Origin of the sequence: Aliidiomarina haloalkalitolerans (genome assembly GCF_003987315.1) — a bacterium.
Taxonomy (GTDB): Bacteria; Pseudomonadota; Gammaproteobacteria; order Enterobacterales; family Alteromonadaceae; genus Aliidiomarina; species Aliidiomarina haloalkalitolerans.
In genome coordinates this window covers 162899-184341 of record NZ_PIPI01000003.1, presented here as the reverse complement: position 1 = coordinate 184341, position 21443 = coordinate 162899, and the positions used below count along the sequence as shown (strand labels likewise).

At 48.9% G+C, this 21443-nt stretch carries 19 protein-coding genes; 9 read left to right on the top strand and 10 right to left on the bottom strand.

Features of this window, described 5'->3' with window-relative positions; all coding sequences use genetic code 11:
* Window positions 1-187 precede the first annotated feature (187 nt).
* A complete protein-coding gene (locus tag CWE06_RS06535) occupies window positions 188-1876 on the top strand; it encodes a serine hydrolase domain-containing protein (RefSeq protein WP_126792373.1) in 1689 nt (562 codons plus the stop codon).
* Window positions 1877-1952: 76 nt separating this feature from the next.
* On the opposite strand, the gene CWE06_RS06530 is transcribed toward CWE06_RS06535, so the two are convergent.
* Window positions 1953-3041, bottom strand: coding sequence for an SEL1-like repeat protein (locus CWE06_RS06530; protein ID WP_126792371.1), 1089 nt, complete (start codon window positions 3039-3041; stop codon window positions 1953-1955).
* Window positions 3042-3194: 153 nt separating this feature from the next.
* Here CWE06_RS06530 and CWE06_RS06525 point away from each other — a divergent pair, with 153 nt between their 5' ends.
* From CWE06_RS06525 to katG, 3 genes are all read left to right on the top strand, one after another.
* Entirely contained in the window at window positions 3195-3566 is a 372-nt protein-coding gene (locus tag CWE06_RS06525) for a BlaI/MecI/CopY family transcriptional regulator (protein ID WP_126792369.1), read from the top strand.
* Window positions 3563-4747, top strand: coding sequence for a TonB family protein (locus CWE06_RS06520; protein ID WP_126792367.1), 1185 nt, complete (start codon window positions 3563-3565; stop codon window positions 4745-4747). The genes CWE06_RS06525 and CWE06_RS06520 overlap by 4 nt, the downstream gene beginning before the upstream one ends.
* Window positions 4748-4996: 249 nt before the next feature.
* Entirely contained in the window at window positions 4997-7216 is a 2220-nt protein-coding gene (gene katG, locus CWE06_RS06515; RefSeq protein WP_126792365.1) for a catalase/peroxidase HPI, read from the top strand.
* Between the two features lie 106 nt (window positions 7217-7322).
* Here the strand turns inward: katG and gorA are convergent, their stop codons facing one another.
* Window positions 7323-8678: a glutathione-disulfide reductase gene (gene gorA, locus CWE06_RS06510; protein ID WP_126792363.1), complete on the bottom strand. Its 1356-nt coding sequence runs from the start codon at window positions 8676-8678 to the stop codon at window positions 7323-7325.
* 215 nt (window positions 8679-8893) lie between these two features.
* On the opposite strand from gorA, the gene CWE06_RS06505 reads away from it, so the two are divergent.
* Window positions 8894-9937 (top strand): hypothetical protein, encoded by a 1044-nt coding sequence (locus CWE06_RS06505; protein ID WP_126792362.1) that lies wholly within the window; start codon window positions 8894-8896, stop codon window positions 9935-9937.
* Here the strand turns inward: CWE06_RS06505 and CWE06_RS06500 are convergent.
* From CWE06_RS06500 to CWE06_RS06485, 4 genes are all read right to left on the bottom strand, one after another.
* Entirely contained in the window at window positions 9934-10623 is a 690-nt protein-coding gene (locus CWE06_RS06500) for an MlaC/ttg2D family ABC transporter substrate-binding protein (RefSeq protein WP_126792360.1), read from the bottom strand. The genes CWE06_RS06505 and CWE06_RS06500 overlap by 4 nt on opposite strands.
* A 167-nt stretch (window positions 10624-10790) precedes the next feature.
* Complete coding sequence (locus CWE06_RS06495; RefSeq protein WP_126792358.1) at window positions 10791-12002, bottom strand: NupC/NupG family nucleoside CNT transporter; 1212 nt, start codon at window positions 12000-12002, stop codon at window positions 10791-10793.
* A 55-nt stretch (window positions 12003-12057) separates the two neighbouring features.
* Window positions 12058-12690, bottom strand: a complete 633-nt coding sequence (udk, locus tag CWE06_RS06490; RefSeq protein ID WP_126792356.1) for a uridine kinase — start codon at window positions 12688-12690, stop codon at window positions 12058-12060.
* 162 nt (window positions 12691-12852) lie between these two features.
* Window positions 12853-13473, bottom strand: a complete 621-nt coding sequence (locus tag CWE06_RS06485) for a hypothetical protein (RefSeq protein WP_126792354.1) — start codon at window positions 13471-13473, stop codon at window positions 12853-12855.
* A gap of 126 nt (window positions 13474-13599) precedes the next feature.
* Between CWE06_RS06485 and pheA the strand changes: the two genes are divergently transcribed.
* From pheA to trhO, 4 genes are all read left to right on the top strand, one after another.
* On the top strand, window positions 13600-14769 hold the full coding sequence (gene pheA / locus CWE06_RS06480; RefSeq protein ID WP_126792353.1) for a prephenate dehydratase: 1170 nt from the start codon (window positions 13600-13602) through the stop codon (window positions 14767-14769).
* A 110-nt stretch (window positions 14770-14879) separates the two neighbouring features.
* A complete protein-coding gene (locus CWE06_RS06475; protein ID WP_157981148.1) occupies window positions 14880-16583 on the top strand; it encodes an ExeM/NucH family extracellular endonuclease in 1704 nt (567 codons plus the stop codon).
* 105 nt (window positions 16584-16688) lie between these two features.
* A complete protein-coding gene (locus CWE06_RS06470) occupies window positions 16689-17162 on the top strand; it encodes a Dps family protein (RefSeq protein WP_126792349.1) in 474 nt (157 codons plus the stop codon).
* A gap of 142 nt (window positions 17163-17304) precedes the next feature.
* Complete coding sequence (trhO, locus tag CWE06_RS06465) at window positions 17305-18225, top strand: oxygen-dependent tRNA uridine(34) hydroxylase TrhO (RefSeq protein WP_126792347.1); 921 nt, start codon at window positions 17305-17307, stop codon at window positions 18223-18225.
* Here trhO and CWE06_RS06460 read toward each other — a convergent pair.
* The 4 genes from CWE06_RS06460 to CWE06_RS06445 are packed head-to-tail and all read right to left on the bottom strand — an operon-like array spanning window position 18222 to window position 21395.
* Complete coding sequence (locus CWE06_RS06460; RefSeq protein ID WP_126792345.1) at window positions 18222-19568, bottom strand: MFS transporter permease; 1347 nt, start codon at window positions 19566-19568, stop codon at window positions 18222-18224. The genes trhO and CWE06_RS06460 overlap by 4 nt on opposite strands.
* A gap of 35 nt (window positions 19569-19603) precedes the next feature.
* A complete protein-coding gene (locus CWE06_RS06455; protein WP_126792343.1) occupies window positions 19604-20446 on the bottom strand; it encodes a phosphotransferase in 843 nt (280 codons plus the stop codon).
* Window positions 20447-20503: 57 nt separating this feature from the next.
* The gene (pnuC, locus tag CWE06_RS06450; protein WP_126792341.1) at window positions 20504-21148 is read right to left on the bottom strand and encodes a nicotinamide riboside transporter PnuC; all 645 of its coding nucleotides are present in this window, start codon (window positions 21146-21148) and stop codon (window positions 20504-20506) included.
* Window positions 21141-21395 (bottom strand): hypothetical protein, encoded by a 255-nt coding sequence (locus CWE06_RS06445; protein ID WP_126792339.1) that lies wholly within the window; start codon window positions 21393-21395, stop codon window positions 21141-21143. Before CWE06_RS06445 ends, pnuC begins: the two co-directional genes overlap by 8 nt.
* Window positions 21396-21443: the final 48 nt, after the last annotated feature.

Sequence of the window (21443 nt, the reverse complement as noted above, 5' to 3'; positions counted from 1 at the left end):
CCTTTTACAACTGCATTGATGTGATGAACTTTGCATCATACGGAAATCTATTAAACATTCAAATTTCCTAATGAAAACAATTCATTTGGAAAAATACGCAGACTGGAATAATTTCGCTATAGTTGCGTTTATCTAAAACAATAGTTGCGTTTATCTAAAACAAAAACAACTTCATACAGGTAAGGATATGAAACTTTTCCTAGCTCGAGCCACTTTCTGTGCTTTGGCAGCACTCATGACACTGACTGCTTGTAACCAAGCGGAATCGCCAAAATCTGCAACGGACACCCAATCGACGAACCACTATCAAACGGTTCTTGAGTCGATCTACAGTGCCGACATGCCTGGCGCAACCGTTGTCGTTTCGCGGCAGAATGAAATCCTCTTCTCCGGTGCAGTCGGTATGGCCGACATGGAGATGGCGGTACCGCTGAGCGAACACAGTATCATGCGACTGGCGTCGGTGACCAAGCAATACACGGCGGCAGCTATCATGAAACTGATCGAAGAAGGTCATTTAGCGCTGGATGATACTTTAGAAAAGTTTTGGCCTGAAAGCCGTTATAAGCACGTCACCATTCACCAATTGCTCAATCACAGTTCAGGCATACCGAGCTACACCAATATACCTGGGTACGTCACCGGCGACCCGATGCGCCGCCATGTCAGCACCGCAGATCTGCTCGAAACATTTATGGACCTCGAGCCCGACTTCCCAGCTGGGACTGCGTTCCGATACAACAATTCCGGCTATGTTTTGTTAGGGGCAATTATTGAAAAGTTAAGTGGCAACGCATGGGACGAGTATATTGCCGAGGCTTTGCTGGCGCCAATTGGTGTTGAGCAAACACGCTATTTTGGCAGTGAGCCGATTCTGCGTCATCGTGCCCGTGGTTACCAAATTGATACCGAGCAAGGCGTTGTCAATGCGCCTTGGATCAGCCTTAGCCAGCCACACGCAGCAGGAGCGCTAAAAGCCACAGCGCTAGAAGTCGACCGTTGGCAACGAGCGCTGCACCAAGGTGAAGTCTTACAGCCAGAAAGCTATGCAGCCATGATTCGTGAAGACGAAATCACCGGTGAATATGGTTACGGGTTACTCGTAGGCTCTTTAGCTGGCATGCCGATGATCAGTCATGATGGCGGTATTCATGGCTTTAATACTTCAGCCGTTTGGTTACCGGACGCACAGGTGTCTGTCGTTTTTTTAAGCAATTTTGCGGGTCATCAACCCATGCCAGCAACACTTGCCTACCGCTTAGCAGCGTACGCGGCAGGGCAGCCATTCCCCATTGAAGAAGACCGCATCGAGTTACCGGTGGAAACCCTAGAACGCTACCACGGCACCTATCAGATAAATGCAACGACACAGCGCACTTTGCAGGTTCGTGATGGTCAGCTATACAGCCAGCGCCAAGGCGGCACTGCCAGCCGAGCGCAGCCGATTAGCGAAACCACGTTTGTTCTCGATGGCTCATTAGCCTATTTTACAATGGTGCTAGCGGATGATGGCGCTGTCAGTGGGGTAAATTTTTTCCAAGTGAACAGCGCAATACCTGAGTTTGCCGAGCGCGTTAGCGACCAAGTCTCAACTCGTCAACGCGCAGAACTTTCAGCCGAGCAGCTGCAGCGCCTACTGGGCGCCTATGAGTTACAACCGGGCTTTGTGATTACCTTGCGCCTCGAAGGCGAACAGTTACTTGCGCAAGCAACTGGACAAGGTGCATTCCCAGTGTATCCAGAAAGCGCAAGCCGGGTTTACAACGCGGAAATAGGAATTGAGATGGAATTTACCTTGCCTGCTGAAGGGCCAGCAACAAGCTTAACCTTATTTCAGTCAGGTTTAGAAATTCCCGCTCCGCGCATCAGTGAGTAAATACACACATTAACGACTAAAAGTACAAAGGCCGCTGCATCAAGCAGCGGCCTTTTTTATCAGACGAGATCTTCCATTACAGGTGACGGATAATTTCCCGCGCATGGGCTTCGCCGCGTGAAGAGGCATCGCGCACTAGGCGCTCTCCTTCTGCCCGCACTTCAGCAGTACCACCATAAGTATACATTTGCATGCCGTAATAGGTTTGTGTAATGAGGTCGTCACGAGCAATTAAATGATCAGCCCATTCTTTACGACCATAGCGCATTGCTAAATAACGCTGCGCTTGGACATGCCCACCGCGCGCCGCACGCTCAAGCCACATTTGCACATCGACACTGCGCAGCTCGGGCGCGTCGTAGTTATTGTCTTGTGCTAAAGCTGCTAAATTGGCCAAAAAGAATTGGTTCTGAGCAATACCTGCGGTCGCAAGCGGTAAAACACGAATATATTCGTTTTTCATGTCTTGAATGAATTGCGCTTCATCGTCAAGCGAGAATGTTAACCGCACTGCGCGCACCAGCACTTGCTCGCCACGCTCAAAGCGCCAGCTGCCTTCAGTACGCTTGAAACTACGGAAAATACCCGGATGAACTGTATTTACTGGTACTGAAGTAATCACTCGGCCATTTGGCGCGGTAATTTGCAGCAAATCTAACCAACTTTGAATACCTTGACGAGCGGCTTGCGCTGGGTAATCCGGAGCATTTCGGCGAGTCGGTGCTGGTAGTTGGAAGTCACGACGCGGCCATTGTTCAGCATCGAACGGAACAATCACAGCCGCTTGTAGTTGCGCAACCTGCGCACTCACTTCAGCAAGCTCTTCGGCGTTCAAGTGCGGCTCGATTTGTTCGGCAATCGAAGCGGCGCCAGGATGCCCCCATAATTCTGCAGCCTTAAAAAAAGCCAGCGATTTAACTGGGTCGTACTCAGTACCTGCTCCTTCAATCGCAAGTAAGCCTAGGTTGTAGGCAGCGTCTGGACTACCCAGATCAAGAAACTTACGAAATTGATTATAGGCAGCAGCAAACTCTTGATTCGCAAGAGCACTAACAGCCTCGAGCATAGTGCCTCGCTCTTGTTCGGCACGAACGTCCGTGACTTGCACGGTTAATAGGCCAACTGCTAACGCAGTCGCTGTCACCAAGGTCGAAAATTTCTTCACAGTAAGCTCCTTTAGTCTGGTGTTAGCCCCAGTTTGTTACCTGATTGTTAATTAATTCTAGATAAATTTAAAGACCTTGTATAAAAAATACCTTGACTCAAAGAATTACATATGTAATCAATAGATAAATTACAATTGTAATCGGAGTTGTTCATGGTTGAAGTAAGCAATGCAGAATTACATGTCATGCAAGTATTGTGGAAACACTCGCCACAATCTGCTCAGGAAATTGTTGCGCAATTGCAGCAAGAGTTTGATTGGCATGAGAAAACCATCAAAACCATGCTGAATCGGTTAACCCAAAAGCAAGCGATAACCTTTACCAAACAAGGTCGCAGCTACCTGTACTCGCCTGCAGTTTCGCAGCAAGCCTATCAGCAACAAGCAAGTCAAAGTTTCGTGCAACGGCTGTTTGCTGGCAAGGTCACGCCCCTCGTCGCTCACTTTGCTGAGAAAGGAAAGCTGAGCGACAGTGATATCGATGAACTCAAGTCATTGATCGCTAAACTCGAGGACAAACAATGATTAACTCAATAACAACCAGCCTTTGGTTAGTCGCCATAGCCTGTGCCGTATTGCTTCTTTGCCGGGGGCCCGTCTTACGTGTACTCGGGCCGCGGGTTCAGTATAGTTTATGGTTCGCGGTTCCAATCGCCGCCTTAATCCCGTGGCTACCGCGCATGCCAGTGCAGGAGTTGGTGCCGTTACAATTTAGTGTGACACCGGGCGTTGTGCAAAATGCTGATAGCTACATTGCCACGCAGTCCTATTTAGGGGTGTGGATTTGGGCAATTGGCACACTTGCGCTCATCGCTTGGATGCTGACGACAACGCTGATCTTTTACCGGCGTCTGCGTGCAAACAACAACATTGAGACAGCACAAAACCTGCCGTTACAGGCGTGTCAGCTGAATCAAATTAGCTCACCCGCTATTATTGGCTTGTGGCGGCCAAAATTGCTGCTGCCAGTCGATTTTCAGCAGCGTTTTTCGCCGCGCCAACAAGAGCTGATTATCGAACATGAGCGTCTGCATTGGCAGCGAGGCGACCTTCATTTTAATCTTCTTGCGTACATCCTGTTAGCAGCCAACTGGTTTAATCCACTCGCGTGGTTAGCCTATCGCCACTACCGGCAAGACCAAGAACTCGCTTGCGACGCTGTCATTCTCGCGCGTAACCCCGACGATACGAAAACCTACGGACAGGCCTTGCTTGCAAGTAGCCTGACAAATTACCAACCTAGCCAAATCGCTTTCACATTTGGCACACCGCACCTTAATCAATATGGAGCTCATCCCATGAAACAACGTTTACAACATCTCGCTAGCCAGAAAGGCTACAGTTCGTGGCCGCTTGTTGCTGTGCTGATTACTGCGGCAGCAACCTGGTTATTTTTATTTAATCCAGCAACTACCGAGCAATTTACAACCACAGCCGCTGAAGCGGTCGAACGCCCAACACCGACCCCGATCGTCCGGGTTAATCCGCGCTATCCTGCTGAGGCTGTTGAGCAAGGGCTAGAAGGCATGGTTCAGCTACGCTTCGATATCACCAATGAAGGCACAACCGAAAACATTTGGGTGGAAGTGTCACGCTCAAACGAAATTTTCCATGACGCCGCGGTCGATGCACTGAAGCGCTGGCGTTTTGACCCACGCCATCAAGGGCGTGACTATCAAGTTGCTATTGCTTTTGAGATGCCATAGCACTCAATCCAGAAATAATCGTTGGTATTAACGATATGCACAAGCCGCCGAATCAGGCGGCTTTTTGTCGCAGACTATTGGTAGGTACTTATCTTGCTGAACCTTTAAAACGTCTGTTTAATACAAGTTCTTGCTATTGATAGAGAAAATCTATTAACGCAAACGATTCTATAAGTTTGTGAGAACTAGAACCTGTTGCTATACCTATAGGTGTAATTTTTTCAGGACGTCCATTTTTGGAGGAAGATCATGAGTGAGAATAAAAGTTCAGGCAAATGCCCAGTCATGCACGGTGCTAGCACAAGCATGGGTGGCGCGGGTACCAAAAATCAAGACTGGTGGCCGAATCAATTAAATCTGAAGATCCTGCATCAAAACGACAAAAAGTCGAATCCCCTTGGCGAAGATTTTAACTATCGCGAAGCCTTCAAGTCGCTCGACCTCGCCGCTGTTAAAAAAGATATCGAAGAAGTTTTAACAACGTCACAAGACTGGTGGCCTGCGGACTATGGTCATTATGGCCCATTCATGATTCGGATGGCATGGCACGCAGCGGGAACTTACCGTATGGGTGACGGCCGCGGTGGTGCTGCAACCGGTAACCAACGATTTGCTCCGCTCAATAGCTGGCCAGATAACGGTAACCTCGATAAGGCTCGTCGTTTACTGTGGCCAGTGAAAAAGAAGTATGGCAACAAACTATCATGGGCTGACCTCTTTATTTTAACTGGTAACGTAGCACTTGAGTCGATGGGCTTTAAAACCTTCGGTTTCGGCGGTGGTCGCGAAGACATTTGGGAACCAGAAGAAGACATCTACTGGGGTGCTGAAACTGAATGGCTAGCCACCAGTGACAAAGAGAATAGTCGTTACTCAGGTGAGCGCGACCTTGAAAATCCGCTTGCTGCCGTGCAAATGGGTCTTATTTATGTCAACCCAGAAGGTCCTGACGGCAATCCAGATCCACTTGGGTCAGGTAAAGACGTGCGCGAAACCTTTAAGCGTATGGCGATGAACGACTACGAGACGGTAGCACTAACTGCAGGTGGACACACTTTCGGTAAAGCACACGGTGCTGGCGATGCTAAGCACGTTGGTCCAGAGCCTGAAGCTGCACCGATTGAAGCGCAAGGCTTGGGTTGGCTAAGCACTTATAAGAGCGGTAAAGGTGCTGACACGATTACCAGTGGAATCGAGGGCGCTTGGACTCCAACGCCAACGAAATGGGATAACACTTATTTCGACGTGTTATTCGGCTACGACTGGGAACTCGTAAAGAGCCCAGCTGGCGCTTACCAATGGGCACCGAAGCAGTTAGCGAAAGATCATCATGCGCCTGATGCAGCCGACGAAACAAAGCGTGTTGGTCTGATGATGACAACTGCTGATATGTCGATGAAATTGGATCCTGAATATCGCAAGATTTCTGAGCATTTCCACAAAAACCCAGACGAGTTTGCCGATGCGTTTGCTCGTGCTTGGTTTAAGTTAACTCACCGCGACATGGGTCCAAAATCACGCTATTTAGGCCCAGAAGTTCCGGCAGAAGATTTAATTTGGCAAGATCCAGTACCAGCTGTTGACCATGATTTAATCAACGCAGCGGATATCAAGGCACTAAAAGCGGAGCTACTGAGCTCAGGCCTCGGTATTTCTGAGCTAGTTTACACCGCTTGGTCATCGGCATCGACCTTCCGTGGTTCGGATGCTCGTGGTGGTGCAAACGGTGCTCGGATTCGCCTTGCGCCACAGAAAGATTGGGACGTAAATCAGCCTGAACAGTTGAAAAAGGTTCTGGCGAAATTGGAAGGTATTCAATCGGCATTTAACAGCAAGCAAAGCGGTAATAAGAAAGTCTCGCTTGCAGACCTGATTGTGCTTGGTGGTGCTGCGGCAATTGAGAAAGCAGCGAAAGATGCTGGTTTCAATATTACCGTACCATTTAATCCTGGCCGCACTGACGCAACTGACGAGCAAACCGATGCTGAGTCATTTGACGTGCTGAAACCAGAAGCAGACGGCTTCCGCAACTACTTGCCGAAACGCTTTACGGTATCAGACGAAGAAATGCTGATTGATCGTGCGCAACTGTTGACCTTAACTGCACCAGAAATGACCGTGCTTGTTGGTGGTTTACGAGTACTTGACGCCAACTACAAAGGTTCAAAGCATGGTGTCTTTACCGACAAACCAGGCACATTAACCAACGATTTCTTTGTTAACTTAACCGACCTCGGTACTGAGTGGAAAGCTGCATCGAACGACGGTTCTGAGTACGTTGGTATTGACCGGGCAACTGGCAAAGAGAAGTGGAAAGGCACACGTATCGACTTACTCTTTGGCTCGAACTCACAGCTTCGTGCGATTGCTGAGGTGTATGCACAGGACGACTCGAAAGAGAAGTTTGTGAATGACTTCGTCAAAGCTTGGAACAAAGTGATGGAAGCGGATCGTTTTGATTTACGCTAATCAAGCAACCCGCTAAAGCAAGCAAAAACAAAACCGGCACATAAGTGCCGGTTTTTTATAGCATTTGCGTTTTGCCGGACGATGCATGGTGCTGCATCGATGCAACTTAACGCATAGTCACAAACTCTTCAGCGCTGGTCGGATGCAATGCCACAGTTGCATCAAAATCGGCTTTGGTAGCTCCCATTTTAATCGCCACGGCAAAGCCTTGAAGGATCTCATCCATACCTTCACCAATGCCATGCAAGCCCACTACTTTTTCATCCTCACCAACACAAACGAGCTTGAAGTGACTCAGTTCACGATACGGTGTAATAGCGTTATACATAGCCGCAAAGCCTGACTTATAGACTTTTACTTGCTCTTCGCCGTACTGTTCAACAGCTTCAACTTCCGTTAAGCCAACCGTCCCGATCGCTGGGTGACTGAACACAATAGTCGGAATCAGGCTGTAATCCATATGAGCGTCTGGCATTTCTGGATTGAAGAGTCGCTCAGCAAGCATCCGACCGGCCTTGATTGCAACTGGTGTCAACTGTGCTTCACCGGTAATATCACCGACTGCATAAATACCATCAACGTTAGTATTTTGGTATTTGTCGGTACGAATAAAGCCATACTCATCGGTTGTTACACCAGCCGCTTCGAGCCCAATCTTATCGGTTGCTGGCTCTCGACCAATTGCCCAGATTAAGCAGTCAACATCGGTGAGCTGTTCATTATTCACAGTCACAACCGTTAACGTGCCATTGTCATTCTTGCGCACTTCCTTAACTTCGGAGAAACCGTGAACGGTCGGTCCGTGACGCTCCATTAAACCCATTAAGGTGTCGATAATATCGCGGTCAAAGCTACGTAATGGCCGGTCTTGACGCACGAGTAAATGGGTGTCCGTGCCTAATGCACTCAAAACGCCAGCGATTTCCACCGCGATATAGCCAGCACCCACGACAACCGCTTTCTTTGGTTGTTCGGTCAGCGCAAAGAAGCCGTCAGAATCAATTCCATGCTCTGCTCCCGGCACCGCTGGAATGGTCGGCCGCCCGCCCACAGCAATCGTGATATGGTCAGCAGTAATACGCTCACCATTCACTTCCACTGCATTAGGGCCAACAAACTTTGCAAACCCTTCAATGTACTCAACTTGGTTACCCGCAAAGCCGCGATGATAAGCACCGTGAATTCGTTCAATGTACGCTTCGCGGTTCTTCACCAAAGTCGCCCAGTCAAAACCATTTTGTTCGAGCTGAAATCCATAAGCGCTACTGTATTTAATCGCTTCAGCAATGTGAGCACCGTACCACATGACTTTCTTCGGCACGCAACCCACGTTCACGCAGGTACCACCAACGGCCTTGGCTTCAATTACGGCGGCCTTTGCGCCGCGAATTGCTGCTCGATTGGCTGAGGCAATACCACCGCTGCCGGCACCAATACTTAAATAGTCATAATGTTTGGTCATTCCATCATCCTTACAAAATTACTGCTACATTTAATTCAAAAGCGATACTTGCCTCAGCTTTAACGCTTGAACGAGACAAAATTGCTCGAATTGTAACATAGAGTCTTTAGCAAAAACTTTACGAGAAAATCGATAAGCCCTATCTAGACCTTGCGTCAGGATTCGGGCAATCTAAAACTTCAACTCACATAGATGTGAAACATGGAATGAAAGCTGTGCAAATAATTTGGCTATTCAGTGCCTGTGTTGTCAGTATGCACCCGCTAAGTGTCGCTGCCGCACATGCTGAGCGGGTTCCTGATACGGAACAGCGCCAGCAATCTGCGAGCGAAAAAGAACAAAAGGACGACCCCAAAAAAAACCAAGAAGACGACGAGCCAGAGCTTGAGTTATCTTGGTTAGACTCGCTCAAATCCGGTGTCGAATACTCTGTCGATGGCACTGCGCGCTGGTTTGACAATTTCTTTGGCGATAACCGCAGCTTCGATGAAACCGGTCGCGCGCAAGGTCGATTGTCCATAGAGCCGCAGTGGAGCGAATATGAGGGCTTCAAATTAGGATCTAGTCTGCGCGTTGAAGTGCCCTTGCCCAACACCAAGAATCGTTTTTCAGCAATCGTTGGGCGCACCAGTGTGGACGACTATAGCTTCGGCGAACCAAATTACCGCCGCTCATCCATTTTCAGTTCGGTACAAGGCGACGAGGAGTGGATTCTTGGTCTCGGTTTTAACCCAAATCAAGGCGAAACCAATCGTTTAAGTTTTAGTGCGGGCGTACGCCGCGGGCTGAAAGGCGACCTGTATACCCAAGGACGTTACATTTACCAACAGCGACTGACCGACCATCAGCAATTGCGGTCGCGAACTAGTCTGTTTTGGCGCGATAGCGACGGTTTTGGCGTGTATCAAGGCCTTGACTGGGAATTTAGTCCCGACCCTGCTTGGTTGTCACGTTATGCAGTTGACGTCACACGAGCCGAGCGCATCGACGGTTACCGCTGGGGATCAAGCGCGTCGCTCTACCATGTCTATGCCGAAGAACGTGCGGTTGCCACAGAGATTTTTTACCGCGGTGAAACTAAAGCTGAAGTGCCCGTGCGCGATTATGGTTTTCGATTAATACACCGTAGTCGTTTTAAGCGTGACTGGCTGTATTTTGAGGTTTGGACCGGCATGCACTGGCCACGTCAGGAGTTGATTGAACGCAGACGTGGCTCGTGGCATGTTGGGATAGAATTCGAAATGTGGTACGGCGACTAGCTCGTAAAGTCAGAAACGTCTAAGTCTTCATTGAGGTCGATTTCTACCGCTGCACGGTCGCGCAACAATTGAATTGTACCTTCAATGCCGTTCTGGCGCAGTGAAGCTTCCATTTCAGAGCGTTGTGCGTTAAGCATGCTCACACCTTCAGCAACGAGATCAAAAGCCATCCACGGTGCTTGCGGATTACGACGCTGCATTTGGAATTCAATACGAATTGGCGGGCGACCACCTTCTTCAATCAATTGCGCACGCACAGTAACGCGACGCTCATTTTCAAAATTACCTGCCGGCGCAAAAACAATCCGATGTTTGTTTTCATCATACTGGGTAAATACGCGAGCATAAGTGGTTACGAGGTAATCACGAAAAGCCGCAACGAAGTCATTTTGCTGCTGCTCATTTAAGCGTCCCCAATTGCGTGCCATTACTGCGCGTGCAGCGAATTGATAATCCGAATAAGGCAACAACTCTTGAGCCATAATCTCACGCAGGTAATTTGGGTTGGCCTCGATGGTTTCGCGCTCTTCAGCGATCCGCTTGGTCATGCGCTCAGACACTTGCTCGAGCAACTTGAACGGGTTCGAGGTGTCAATTTCCTCAGCTTGCACGGTCTGCATTGCCGGTGCGATCAACAAGCACAGGGCCATTGCTAATAACATCAGCGGCTGGTGCATTCGTTTCATGGTTCTACTCCATTCTACTTCGGTGTGTTTGTTAGACCTGCTATGTACGCAAGTTCACCGCAATACGTTCAGATTTACGCAATATTATCGCAAAAAGAGGAATGCCCTGCACTAGACCAAATGTATAGAAATGTCAGCAGTACAAGAGCTATGCCAAATGGCGTCGATTACGACGCCAAGGCAAAGAAGAAGCCTGCAATACAGGCACTCATGAGGTTGGCAAGAGTTGCCGCGAGGAGCGCACGCATGCCGAGGGTAGCAATGTCTTTGCGCCGCGACGGAGCCATACCGCCTAAGCCACCAAGAAGAATTGCGATCGAGGAGAAGTTAGCAAAACCGCACAACATAAACGTGATAATAACTTGGCTTTGCATGCTCATTTGATCTTTGTACTGAGCAAAATCGAGGTAAGCAACAAACTCATTGATGACCAATTTTTGACCAATAAAACTACCAGCAACTTGTGCTTCTTCCCATGGAATACCCATGATGAAAGCCAATGGTTGGAAAATGAAGCCAAAGATAAGCTGCATGGTCAGGTCTTCATTACCGACGAAGCCACCAAGCCAACCGAGAATACCGTTGATCATGGCAATTAAGGCCACAAACGCGAGCAACATGGCACCCACGTTAAGCGCCAACTGCATACCGCTCGAAGCGCCCGATGCGGCAGCGTCAATCACATTGGCACGACGCTCTTCAGTCGGTACATGGGAAAGTTCGTTATTTGGTTCTTCGGTTTCTGGGACAATAATTTTTGCCATCAGAAGTGCACCTGGTGCAGCCATAAAGCATGCAGCAATTAGGTACTTCAGCTCAATACCGAGGCCTGCATAGCCTGCCAAAACTGAACCAGCAATAGACGCCAAACCACCAACCATAACCGCAAATAACTCAGAGCGAGTCATATTCGGAATAAATGGCCGCACAACTAACGGTGCTTCGGTCTGGCCGACGAAAATATTTGCTGCCGCAGACATCGACTCTGGACGGCTGGTACCGAGCAGCTTTTGAAGCGCACCACCAATCAGGTTAATAACTTTGGTCATAATGCCAATGTGGTACAGAACAGAGATTAATGCTGAGAAAAAGATAATGACGGAAAGCACGTGAATGGCAAAAATAAAGCCTTGTGAGTAATTCCCTAAGTCACCGAATAAAAACGAGATGCCCGCACCGGCAAAATCAATCACCGCAGCAACGCCAAAGGCAATATTCCCAAGGATTTCCTGCCCTACTGGCACATACAATACGAAAGCGCCTAAGCCTGCTTGCAGAGCAAAAGCAAAGCCTACCGTGCGCCAACGAATATTTTTCCGGGCCGTCGAAAATCCGAAGGCCACTAATAGCAACACGGCCATTCCAATCAGGCTAATCATGCATTCTTATCCTTTAGGTCGTTCTTATTCTGTTTCTGAGTGACCGAGCTTACCACTACTCTGCCAATAACTGTCGAATTTTTGTTTTAATAATATCGATGGCGATTTCGTTCTGTCCACCGCGAGTGACGACTAAGTCGGCAAACTGCTTCGATGGAAAAATAAACTCAAAAAATGCCGGACGAACATATTGCTCGTATTGCTCAGTAATTGAACTGAGCGAGCGGCCGCGTTTTTCGATATCTCGGTTGATACGACGCAGTAGACAAATATCGAGAGGCGTGTCCATAAATACTGAAATATCAAACTGCTCACGTAATTGCGGGTCACACAACAACAAAATGCCTTCAACCAAAATAACACGCGCGGGCGTGACGGTAATGGTCTCTTGTAAACGAGTATGCTCTTTGTAGCTGTACTGCGGCATTGCCACAGCGTTACCTGCGCGCAGCTGGCGCAAATGTTCTGCTAAAAGTTCATGTTCAAACGCACTAGGGTGGTCATAATTGGTGAGAACGCGCTGTTCAAGCTGCAAATGACTTTGATCACGGTAATAAGCGTCTTCTGACAACACAGAAATTCGCTCACCGCCAAGCTCTGCCACAAGCTCCTGATAAACCGTTGAAGCAAAAAGGCTTTTCCCTGACGCCGACGGACCGGCAATAGCAATAATGGTTGTTTTTCCCACAAGTAACCCTATGTAAAGCAGCACCAAAAACGACAGCTTCGCAGTTGAAGCCCCGGCATTATCCCGAATTATGACGCATTTATAAACATGAAATTCGTAATTTCGCGACAAATCACCGCCAAACCGCCGCTTTTTCTCCTCAAATTACTTGCTCTGCTGAAATCACTCGAGCTCGTCGTAACCCCATGGGGCTGGCGGAATGTCTACTTCTTGGCTGAGGTCGAAATCCACGCGCCAAGTCCAGTCACCGTCTGCCATGGTGCCATAAGAATAACGCTTACCCGGTTCTAACTCGATGCGCCAACCAAGCACTTCACCCTGTTCGCCAGTACGTTCAGTAAAAATAAACAGTTGTTGGTTAGCGCTTCCAGGGGTCACCGTCGCGCCACCATAGCCTGTATCGTCCGACTCTTTACCGTCGGCTTCTCGATGGTCATGACTCAGAGTTAGATGGTCATCATAATGCGTATATATCCAAGTTCGGGAACGATCCCAATCACCGTGCTCTGGGCGTTCAATGTGAAACGGTGCAAAAACCTGATTGTCTGTACACTCGCGAAAATGCACGCGTAATTGCTCATTGCCCACTAACAAGTCGCGCCCCGGACGTTCAACCACTCGGGTACCCGCGAATGCTTTCCCGCATAAACTCGCCAATTCTTGAAAAAACTCCGTGTGCGGAGCTGAAGGTGTAACGCGAGTCGGGCTTGTATCGGCAATCACATTTGCGGAAGTTATCAGGCTTATTAAGCCAGCCGACCACACGGTAAATTTCAACAACATAATCGTTCTCTTATTAGAGGAATTTAGGCAAGTCAGGAGATCCTGATTTAACCGCCAATTACTCACATTTCATGTTATCTTTGAGCTGCAGTCAACCGTTGAGTCAGATCCTATGGAACTACACCTATGGAACTAAAAGAACTTCGCCTACACATCGAAGCTATCGATAAAAAAATTATTCGCGCCCTCGCCGAGCGCCGCGACATTGCGTTAGCCGTGGCACAGCACAAAGCTAAACACGAAGGTGCTGTTCGTGATACTGAGCGCGAAGCCTCGCTCCTGCTCAAGCTCATGGAGCAAGGCCAAGCGCTTGGTCTCGACCCCAATTATTTAGCTCGCTTGTACCAAATTATTATTGAAGACTCGGTGCTTACGCAACAAGCGTGGATGCAAGAGTCGAGTCACCCCGGCATGCTAACGATTGCCCACCTTGGCACCGCTGGAAGCTATTCGCATCAAGCGGCTTATGGCTATGCAACCCGGCGTCAATGCCAATTTCAAGGCCTGTCCTGCCATAGTTTTCGCGAGATACTGACCGCGGTCGAAGAAGGTCGTGCGCCATTAGGAATTCTGCCGATCGAAAACTCGACATCGGGCTCAATTAACGAAGTGTATGACTTATTACGCCACACACACCTACACATCGTTGCAGAAACCTACTTGGCGGTTGAACACCACATTTTGGTGCAACCTGAACATAAAGACGCTCCAGTACATACGATTTATGGTCATCCGCAAGCTATTGCCCAGTGCTCACAATATTTGAGTCAACTGCAAAACGTCACCGTTCTTGCCTGCCCTTCGTCTGCCCATGCCATGGAAATCGTCGCTCAGCAAACAACTCCAGGTACGGCCGCCCTTGGTTCGCAAGGCGGTGGTGCCTTATTTAGTTTAGTCGCCATAGCCGATAACTTGGCTGACCAACCGGGTAACCAAACTCGTTTTATAATGGTACAGCGAACGCCTGTGCACGTTCCTCAGCAACTACCGGCGCGCACGAGTCTCATCATGGCCACCCATAATCAACCCGGGGCATTGGCAGACGCTTTGATTGTTCTGCGCCAGCATCAGTTGAACCTCATTAAGCTTGAGTCGCGTCCGATGCCAGGCAACCCATGGGAAGAGCTGTTCTATGTGGACTTAGCCGTTCATGAGCAAAGTCCCCAATGGCAACAAGCGGCAAAAGAATTAAAAGCGATGACCCGCTTTATTAAAGTTTTAGGCTGCTACGCGGATGAGCGCGTGAAAGCAACCCATGTCAATATTCCCGAAACTGCGATAGGACCCACTGCATGATAAACGCTCGCAATTCTCAATATCCTTTTAAATCCAGTTTGGCAGCGATTGCCGTTGCACTGTTCGCGGTTGCTTGCAGCCCAGCTTCAAACAGCGACCAGCAAGGTAACATGACCGCCAATTTAGACATCTGCGAAAACACCAATGCTCGCTTTAGCACCTTAGCCAACTATGACCAGCAAGAGGTGGTTCTCAGCGGTGTTGTTCATGGTACGTTTCAGGGTACCGAGCAACTTGGTGGCTTTTTCATGAGTGCGACCGACGGTGCCGGTGCTGTTTTCGTTGCCGATCATGAATTGATTGGTAGCGTTAACGTTGGCGATAAACTGCAAGTCACAGGAACATTACAGGCCGGCCAAGGCCATTGGCAATTGCACAATACGACTGAAATTGAGCGCTGCGGCCAAGCCGAGTTTAAAACTCACGAACTGAATTTACCTCTGACCCAAGCAGATTCATTGGGCGAATATCTTTTCCAGCGAGTACGAATCAATCACGATATGGTGGTGATTGGCCATTACCAGCTTGCGCGGTTTGGCACCCTCGACCTTGCCAGCGAGCGCTTATGGACCGCAACGCAAGTCGTCGAGCCTGGTCCTTTAGCTGCGGCTCATAGCGCTAAAAATCAAGCTAAACGGCTAGTTCTCGATGACGGCTCCTACGACGAATATCCAACGCAGATTCCCTATCCAACCGGAGGCCTGCAGATCGATAATCCCGTTCGCAGCGGTGATACCGTGCGACAGCTTGAAGGTGTGATTGTCCGCGTCGGCCAGAACTATCATTTACATCCGGTATTAGAGCCGGAATTTATCGCCACCAATCCGCGTCCCGACGTCCCGCACTTTGCTGACGGCGACGTGCGCGTGGTCGCCTTTAATGTCCTCAATTACTTCAACGGTGATGGTCAAGGTGCCGGTTTTCCAACGCCTCGCGGGGCAGCAACAGCGGCTGAATTTGAACGTCAACGGGCGCGGACAATTGCGACTATGATTGCTCTTGACGCGGATATCTATGCCTTAATGGAAATGGAGAACGACGGTTTTGGTCAACATAGTGCTCTTGCAGATTTAACCCGCGGCCTGAATGAAGCTGCCGGTGAGCAAGTATTCGCTTACGTGGCTGCCGATGCGAGCCGAGTTGGTTCCGACGCAATTACGCAGGCGATTATTTATAAGCCGGCGACTGTTACACCCGTGGGTGAATTGCTGTGGACGACCGCGGGCGCATTTAGCTGGGGCAGTCGACCACCGCTGCTGCAGAACTTTGTCGTCAATGAAACTGGCAAGCAACTTGCTGTCATTGCCAACCATTTCAAATCTAAGGGCAGTTGTCCGCGTGATCGCAACGACGCCAACGCGAACCAAGGCGACGGCCAAAGCTGCTGGAATGCACTGCGAGTTGAAACGGCCTTAGAACTTGCCGCCTGGCTCGACACCAACCCAGGCGATATCGAACACAATAACTTTGTTTTACTTGGCGACTTTAATTCATACAAACAAGAAGATCCGCTCACTGCTTTAGCCGGCGTGGGCTATCGGAATTTAGCCCATGATTTTGACCCTGACGGCTATTCTTATGTGTTCCGTGGGGAAAAAGGTAGCCTTGACCACGTCCTCGTTCATGAAAGTATGCTGCCGGCAATCATTGGTATGGCCCATTGGTACATTAATTCCGACGAGCCGATTGCCTTTGAGTATCCGTTAGAGAATAAAACCGAGTGGCAACAAAGCAACTGGTACGCGCCAACGCCTTACCGGTCGTCAGATCATGACCCTATTTTGACAGTCATTGATTCAACACAACTAAACTAGCAAAAGCGAATGCTACAATCGAAAGATATGACTCGCTGTTCACTTTGGTTTTGTTAAACTAAGGTACAAGAGTCATCAACTCATAGATTCGCAAGGAGCCAAAGCATGCAACAGTTAAATGTTATTGGACTAGAAAAATCAAGCGCTAAACAACTCGCTGACAAACTCAATGAGCTATTAGCAAATTATCAAATTTTCTACATGAACGTGCGCGGATTCCATTGGAACGTGCGCGGTGAAAACTTCTTTGAACTGCACGCTAAGTTTGAGGAAACCTACAACGACTTGCTGTTGAAGGTTGACGAAATCGCTGAGCGTATTCTGACCTTGGGTCAGCGACCGCGCCATGCTTATTCAGCCTATTTAGAACAAAGCTCAATTAAAGAAGAGAAAGACTTACACGATGGTCGCGAGTGTGTAAAAAGCATTTTAAGTAGCTACAAAATCGTTATTGCGTTGCAGCGTGAAATTTTAAGTTTGGCCGGCGATGCAAACGACGAAGGCACAAATTCGCTGATGGCGGATTACATTAGTCAGCAAGAAAAAACCGCTTGGATGCTAACGGCCTACCTCGGCTAAACAAAATTAATTTAGATTACAAAAACGGCAACATTCGCACATGTTGCCGTTTTTTTGTATAATCCGCGCCCGCAAAACATCAATTGGTAAGCACCTGGCACTGAATTTACGTTTCAGCCAGCTAACGAAAGGTTTCTACCCTATGCAATACATCTGCGCTGCGCTCTACAAGTTTGTCGAGCTCAATGATTATGAGGCATTACGCCAGCCCTTGTTCGACGTCATGGCTAAGCACGAAGTCAAAGGCACTTTATTGCTAGCCCGTGAAGGCATTAACGGCACCATTTGTGGTACTCGAGAAGGCATTGATGCAACCCTCGCATGGTTGCGCAACGACCCGCGTCTAGCTGACATCGAACACAAAGAGTCCCTCAGTGAAACGCAAGCGTTTTACCGCACCAAAGTTAAACTGAAAAAAGAAATCGTCACCATGGGTATCGACTGGATCGATCCGAAGAACGTGGTGGGAACCTATGTGAAACCTCATGAGTGGAATCAGCTTATTAGTGATCCCGAGGTTCTGCTCATCGATACCCGTAATGACTACGAGTATGCGGTTGGCACCTTTAAAGGCGCAGTCAACCCGAAAACAGAAACATTTCGCGAGTTTCCTGAGTATGTGCAACAGCATTTAGACAAAGGCAAGCATAAAAAAGTCGCGATGTTCTGTACCGGTGGCATTCGCTGCGAAAAGTCGACGGCTTACCTAAAAGAACTTGGCTTCAATGAGGTCTACCACCTGCAAGGCGGTATTTTAAAGTACTTAGAAGAAGTTCCTGCCGAAGAAAGCATGTGGGACGGCGAGTGCTTTGTTTTCGACCAACGAGTGACTGTTAAACATGGTCTTGAACAGGGTTCTTACGATCAGTGCTACGCTTGTCGGATGCCAATTACGGCTGCAGAAATGGCCTCTGAGTTGTATCAGAAAGGCGTGAGCTGTCCGCACTGTTATGACAAAACAACGCCCGACCAAAAGCAACGTTTTGCCGAGCGGGAAAAGCAAATCCAGCTTGCGAAACAACGCGGTGAGAAGCACATTCGCGACGGTCGTCTCGAAGGTTAATCCGCAGTCACGTTTGGTAATGTTAAGGCACGGACGCCTGCAATGACACCCACCGCGATGAGTAGCACTAGGACCATTGCGGTGCCAAACAATTCATCCAGAATACCGAGCAACATACCCAGCAACAGCAAAGCTCCAATGACGGTGTTGCTGACAGCCGTATACTGCGCTCGGTTTTCTTGCGTGGCCATGTCCACTAAATAAGTTTTGCGACCCACTCGGGCGCCATGATGCGCCACTGCAGCAAGAAAAATAAGGCCGCCACCAACTAGGCTCAAGCCAAGCCATTCCGCATTCGCCCAATTAACCAATAACGTTAACGCCATCACAGCAGAGGCCATGAAAGCCGCGGCTGCCATGACTTGATGACTGGCACTATCGGACCATTTTCCCCAGAAACGTCCAGCCAGCATGCCGGCGAGACCACTAGCCAAAAGTAACCCACCCAAGCCAGTTAAGACACCGTCGGTTTGGCGTTGAATTAACACCACAATGTAGGGAATCGAGAACGCTGAGGACACTAACAGTGCTCGGGTAAGTACAAACTGACCAAACTGCTTGTCTTCCCAAAGTAGCCGCAGCGATTGCAGTGCTTCGGTTATCGCATTTCCGCCGCCACTAGTGGCACCTGGAACTTCGGGAATGCGCGCATAACTTATTGCAGCAAGCAGCCAGAGGACTGCTGCAGCGCTAAACAAACCAATAAATAGTATCAGGCTGCCTTCAACGTCAGGAGCGAAGAGTATCAGCGTAGCAGTCGCTAAGGTCATGAACCCAGCGGTCGTTGCTGCTAGCCCAGTTAAACGGCCTCGTCGTGTTTTCGAAATGGTTTTGCCAAGGACATCTTTACTGGCTACCGAGCAAATACCGCGAGCCAGACTGAAAACCACCAACCAAGCTATCGTCCACCAACCAAATGCGAGCGCTGAGAATGCACCGCTATTGAGCATGATTAAGCCGCAAACAATCAACACTAATGCCGCTGCTTGGCCGAGACTACCGACCACCCAAAACCATTTCCGCACTGGTTTTTCACGCATGCGCTGCGCAACAAACAATTGTGGTAATAGGGACAGCGATTCGCGCAATGGTACGAGCATACTGATGAAAAAGGCGGGAGCGCCGGCTACCGAAAGCATCCAAGGTAGGACTAAGCGAGCGCTGACGAGAGAGTCACCCAATTTCGTTAAGGTCAAGCTCCAAAGGTGCAGAATAAAGGCCGTCGGTTGCTCACTGCAGGCCTCGTCGGGAATATCTTTGCACACCCGCGCGTCTTCGTCTTCCGCTAAATAGCCGTAGACTCGCTCGGCGATATGATTGTCTTCACGCTGACGATTTGCCATACATGCTCCCCTGCTTAGTTAACAGTGAGGTGAAATTAGGCTGTTGTTGTTTGCTCACTGTCGGCTGCGGTTGCTTTCTGCTCACGTTTCTCTGCCTCTGCAGCCTCTAACGCTTCCTGAAGCTGGAACCATATCCGATTAATCAAGGCCACGAGTCGGATCCAGTCGCGCAATCCTTCGCGATCGATCATGTGTTTCGCTGACTGGTTATAGGTTTCGATAAATGTGTCGATTTCGTCATCGTACAAATCATTGATCACGATCGTGGAGGCAACATCGAACGCGGGATGACCATAACCTGCATATTCCCAGTCAATTATTTTTAGCTCAGGACGAAAAAAAACATGCTCAGCGCTTAAATCATGATGACAAAAAACTCGCGGCCCATGCTCCCAAGCTGAAAACAAGTTGGCATAACTTTCACAGTCACTGCGCGCTTCCCGCCCACGCCCAGGTTTCAGCTCCTCGAGTGCATTGCAATAAGCTTGCACACGCTCACTGAGCGACCAAGGCCGAACGTCAACACCAAGCTGATGCACCTGCAGTTGCGCTTCAGCCAATTGTTCTGCCCGCTGAATCGGGTCAAAGATACTGGCGACGACATCACCGGTGAGAAACTCTTGAACCGTCACACCAGTCATCTCATCTGCGTAAACCACCGCTGGAGCGATACCTTGTTCGGCAAGTAAGGCGTCAAGCTGAATGGTGTCGCCAGTTTGACGGCCAAAAGCAGCGTCATGAGAGTATTGCTTAACAATATATTGATGCTCGCCATTCTCAATCCGCCACGTACAGTTGGCGAGGTCATGGCCAATGGGGTGGGTTTTCCAAACACCATGCACCGGCAGGTGCGCTAAACAACTTGTTGGAAATGCCATAGTCTTGAGATCCCATCATCGATTACTACATAACGTTATAGTCTGCGGACAATCTCCTTATTCTGCAACTGTTTCCATGCTCACTGTGGTTTTATGTGTTGGCTGGCTTTGCAGCGCTTGACGCCACTTTAAGTAACCCACGATGGCCATGATTGTGTAAATCGCAAACAACACCGCCGTCGCGTGAAAGCCCTTAAACCAAAATAAACCCACGTATAGTAAATCAATTACTATCCAATAAAGCCAGTTTTCTAAAAGCTTTCTGGCCACGAGAAACGTCGCAAAGAAACTAAATACCGTGGTAATCGAATCGAGATAAGCAAAATCTGCATCGGTATAACGCTGTAATAACCAGGCAATCGCGAGGCTGAGTGGCAATAAAACTAAGCCCCATTGCAGATGCCATTGCCACGACTTACGTCCAATCGGTAATTGTTCCGTTTGCGCGCTTTGGGCAGCGCTGCTGTAACGCCAAGACCAGTAGCCATACACGGCCATCACCACGTAAAAGACCTGTAAGAGGGTTTCCATGTATAGACGGCCTTGAAAGAACAGCACGGTATAAATACTGGCACTGATAATTGCCGCTGGCCAACACCACAAACTTTGGCGGATGGCGAGCAACACATAAGCAATCGCCATCGCCACCGCAATCAGTTCAGCGGTGGACGACAATGCCAGTAATTCAACAAGTTTATCCATGCGGGTTTAAGTCACGGTTAATAAATTTACAAACCAGAACTTGCGACGGCACCTGCTGATAAACACGCTCAAGTTCGTCGGTTAAAATTGTCATCAAGGTGCGGTACTCACCAAAAATCTGGGTACTCATGGTATTGGTGTTCACCGTTAATTCATCATATTGTGCTAAACGTTCAACAAACTCACCAATGATGGCCCGATACTCAGCGGCCAGTGGGTACAAACTAATTTCTGCGGATAATTGCATCGTTTTTTCCTCTTAAAAGTGGGCAGAGTGCGAGCTCTCACTCTCGCA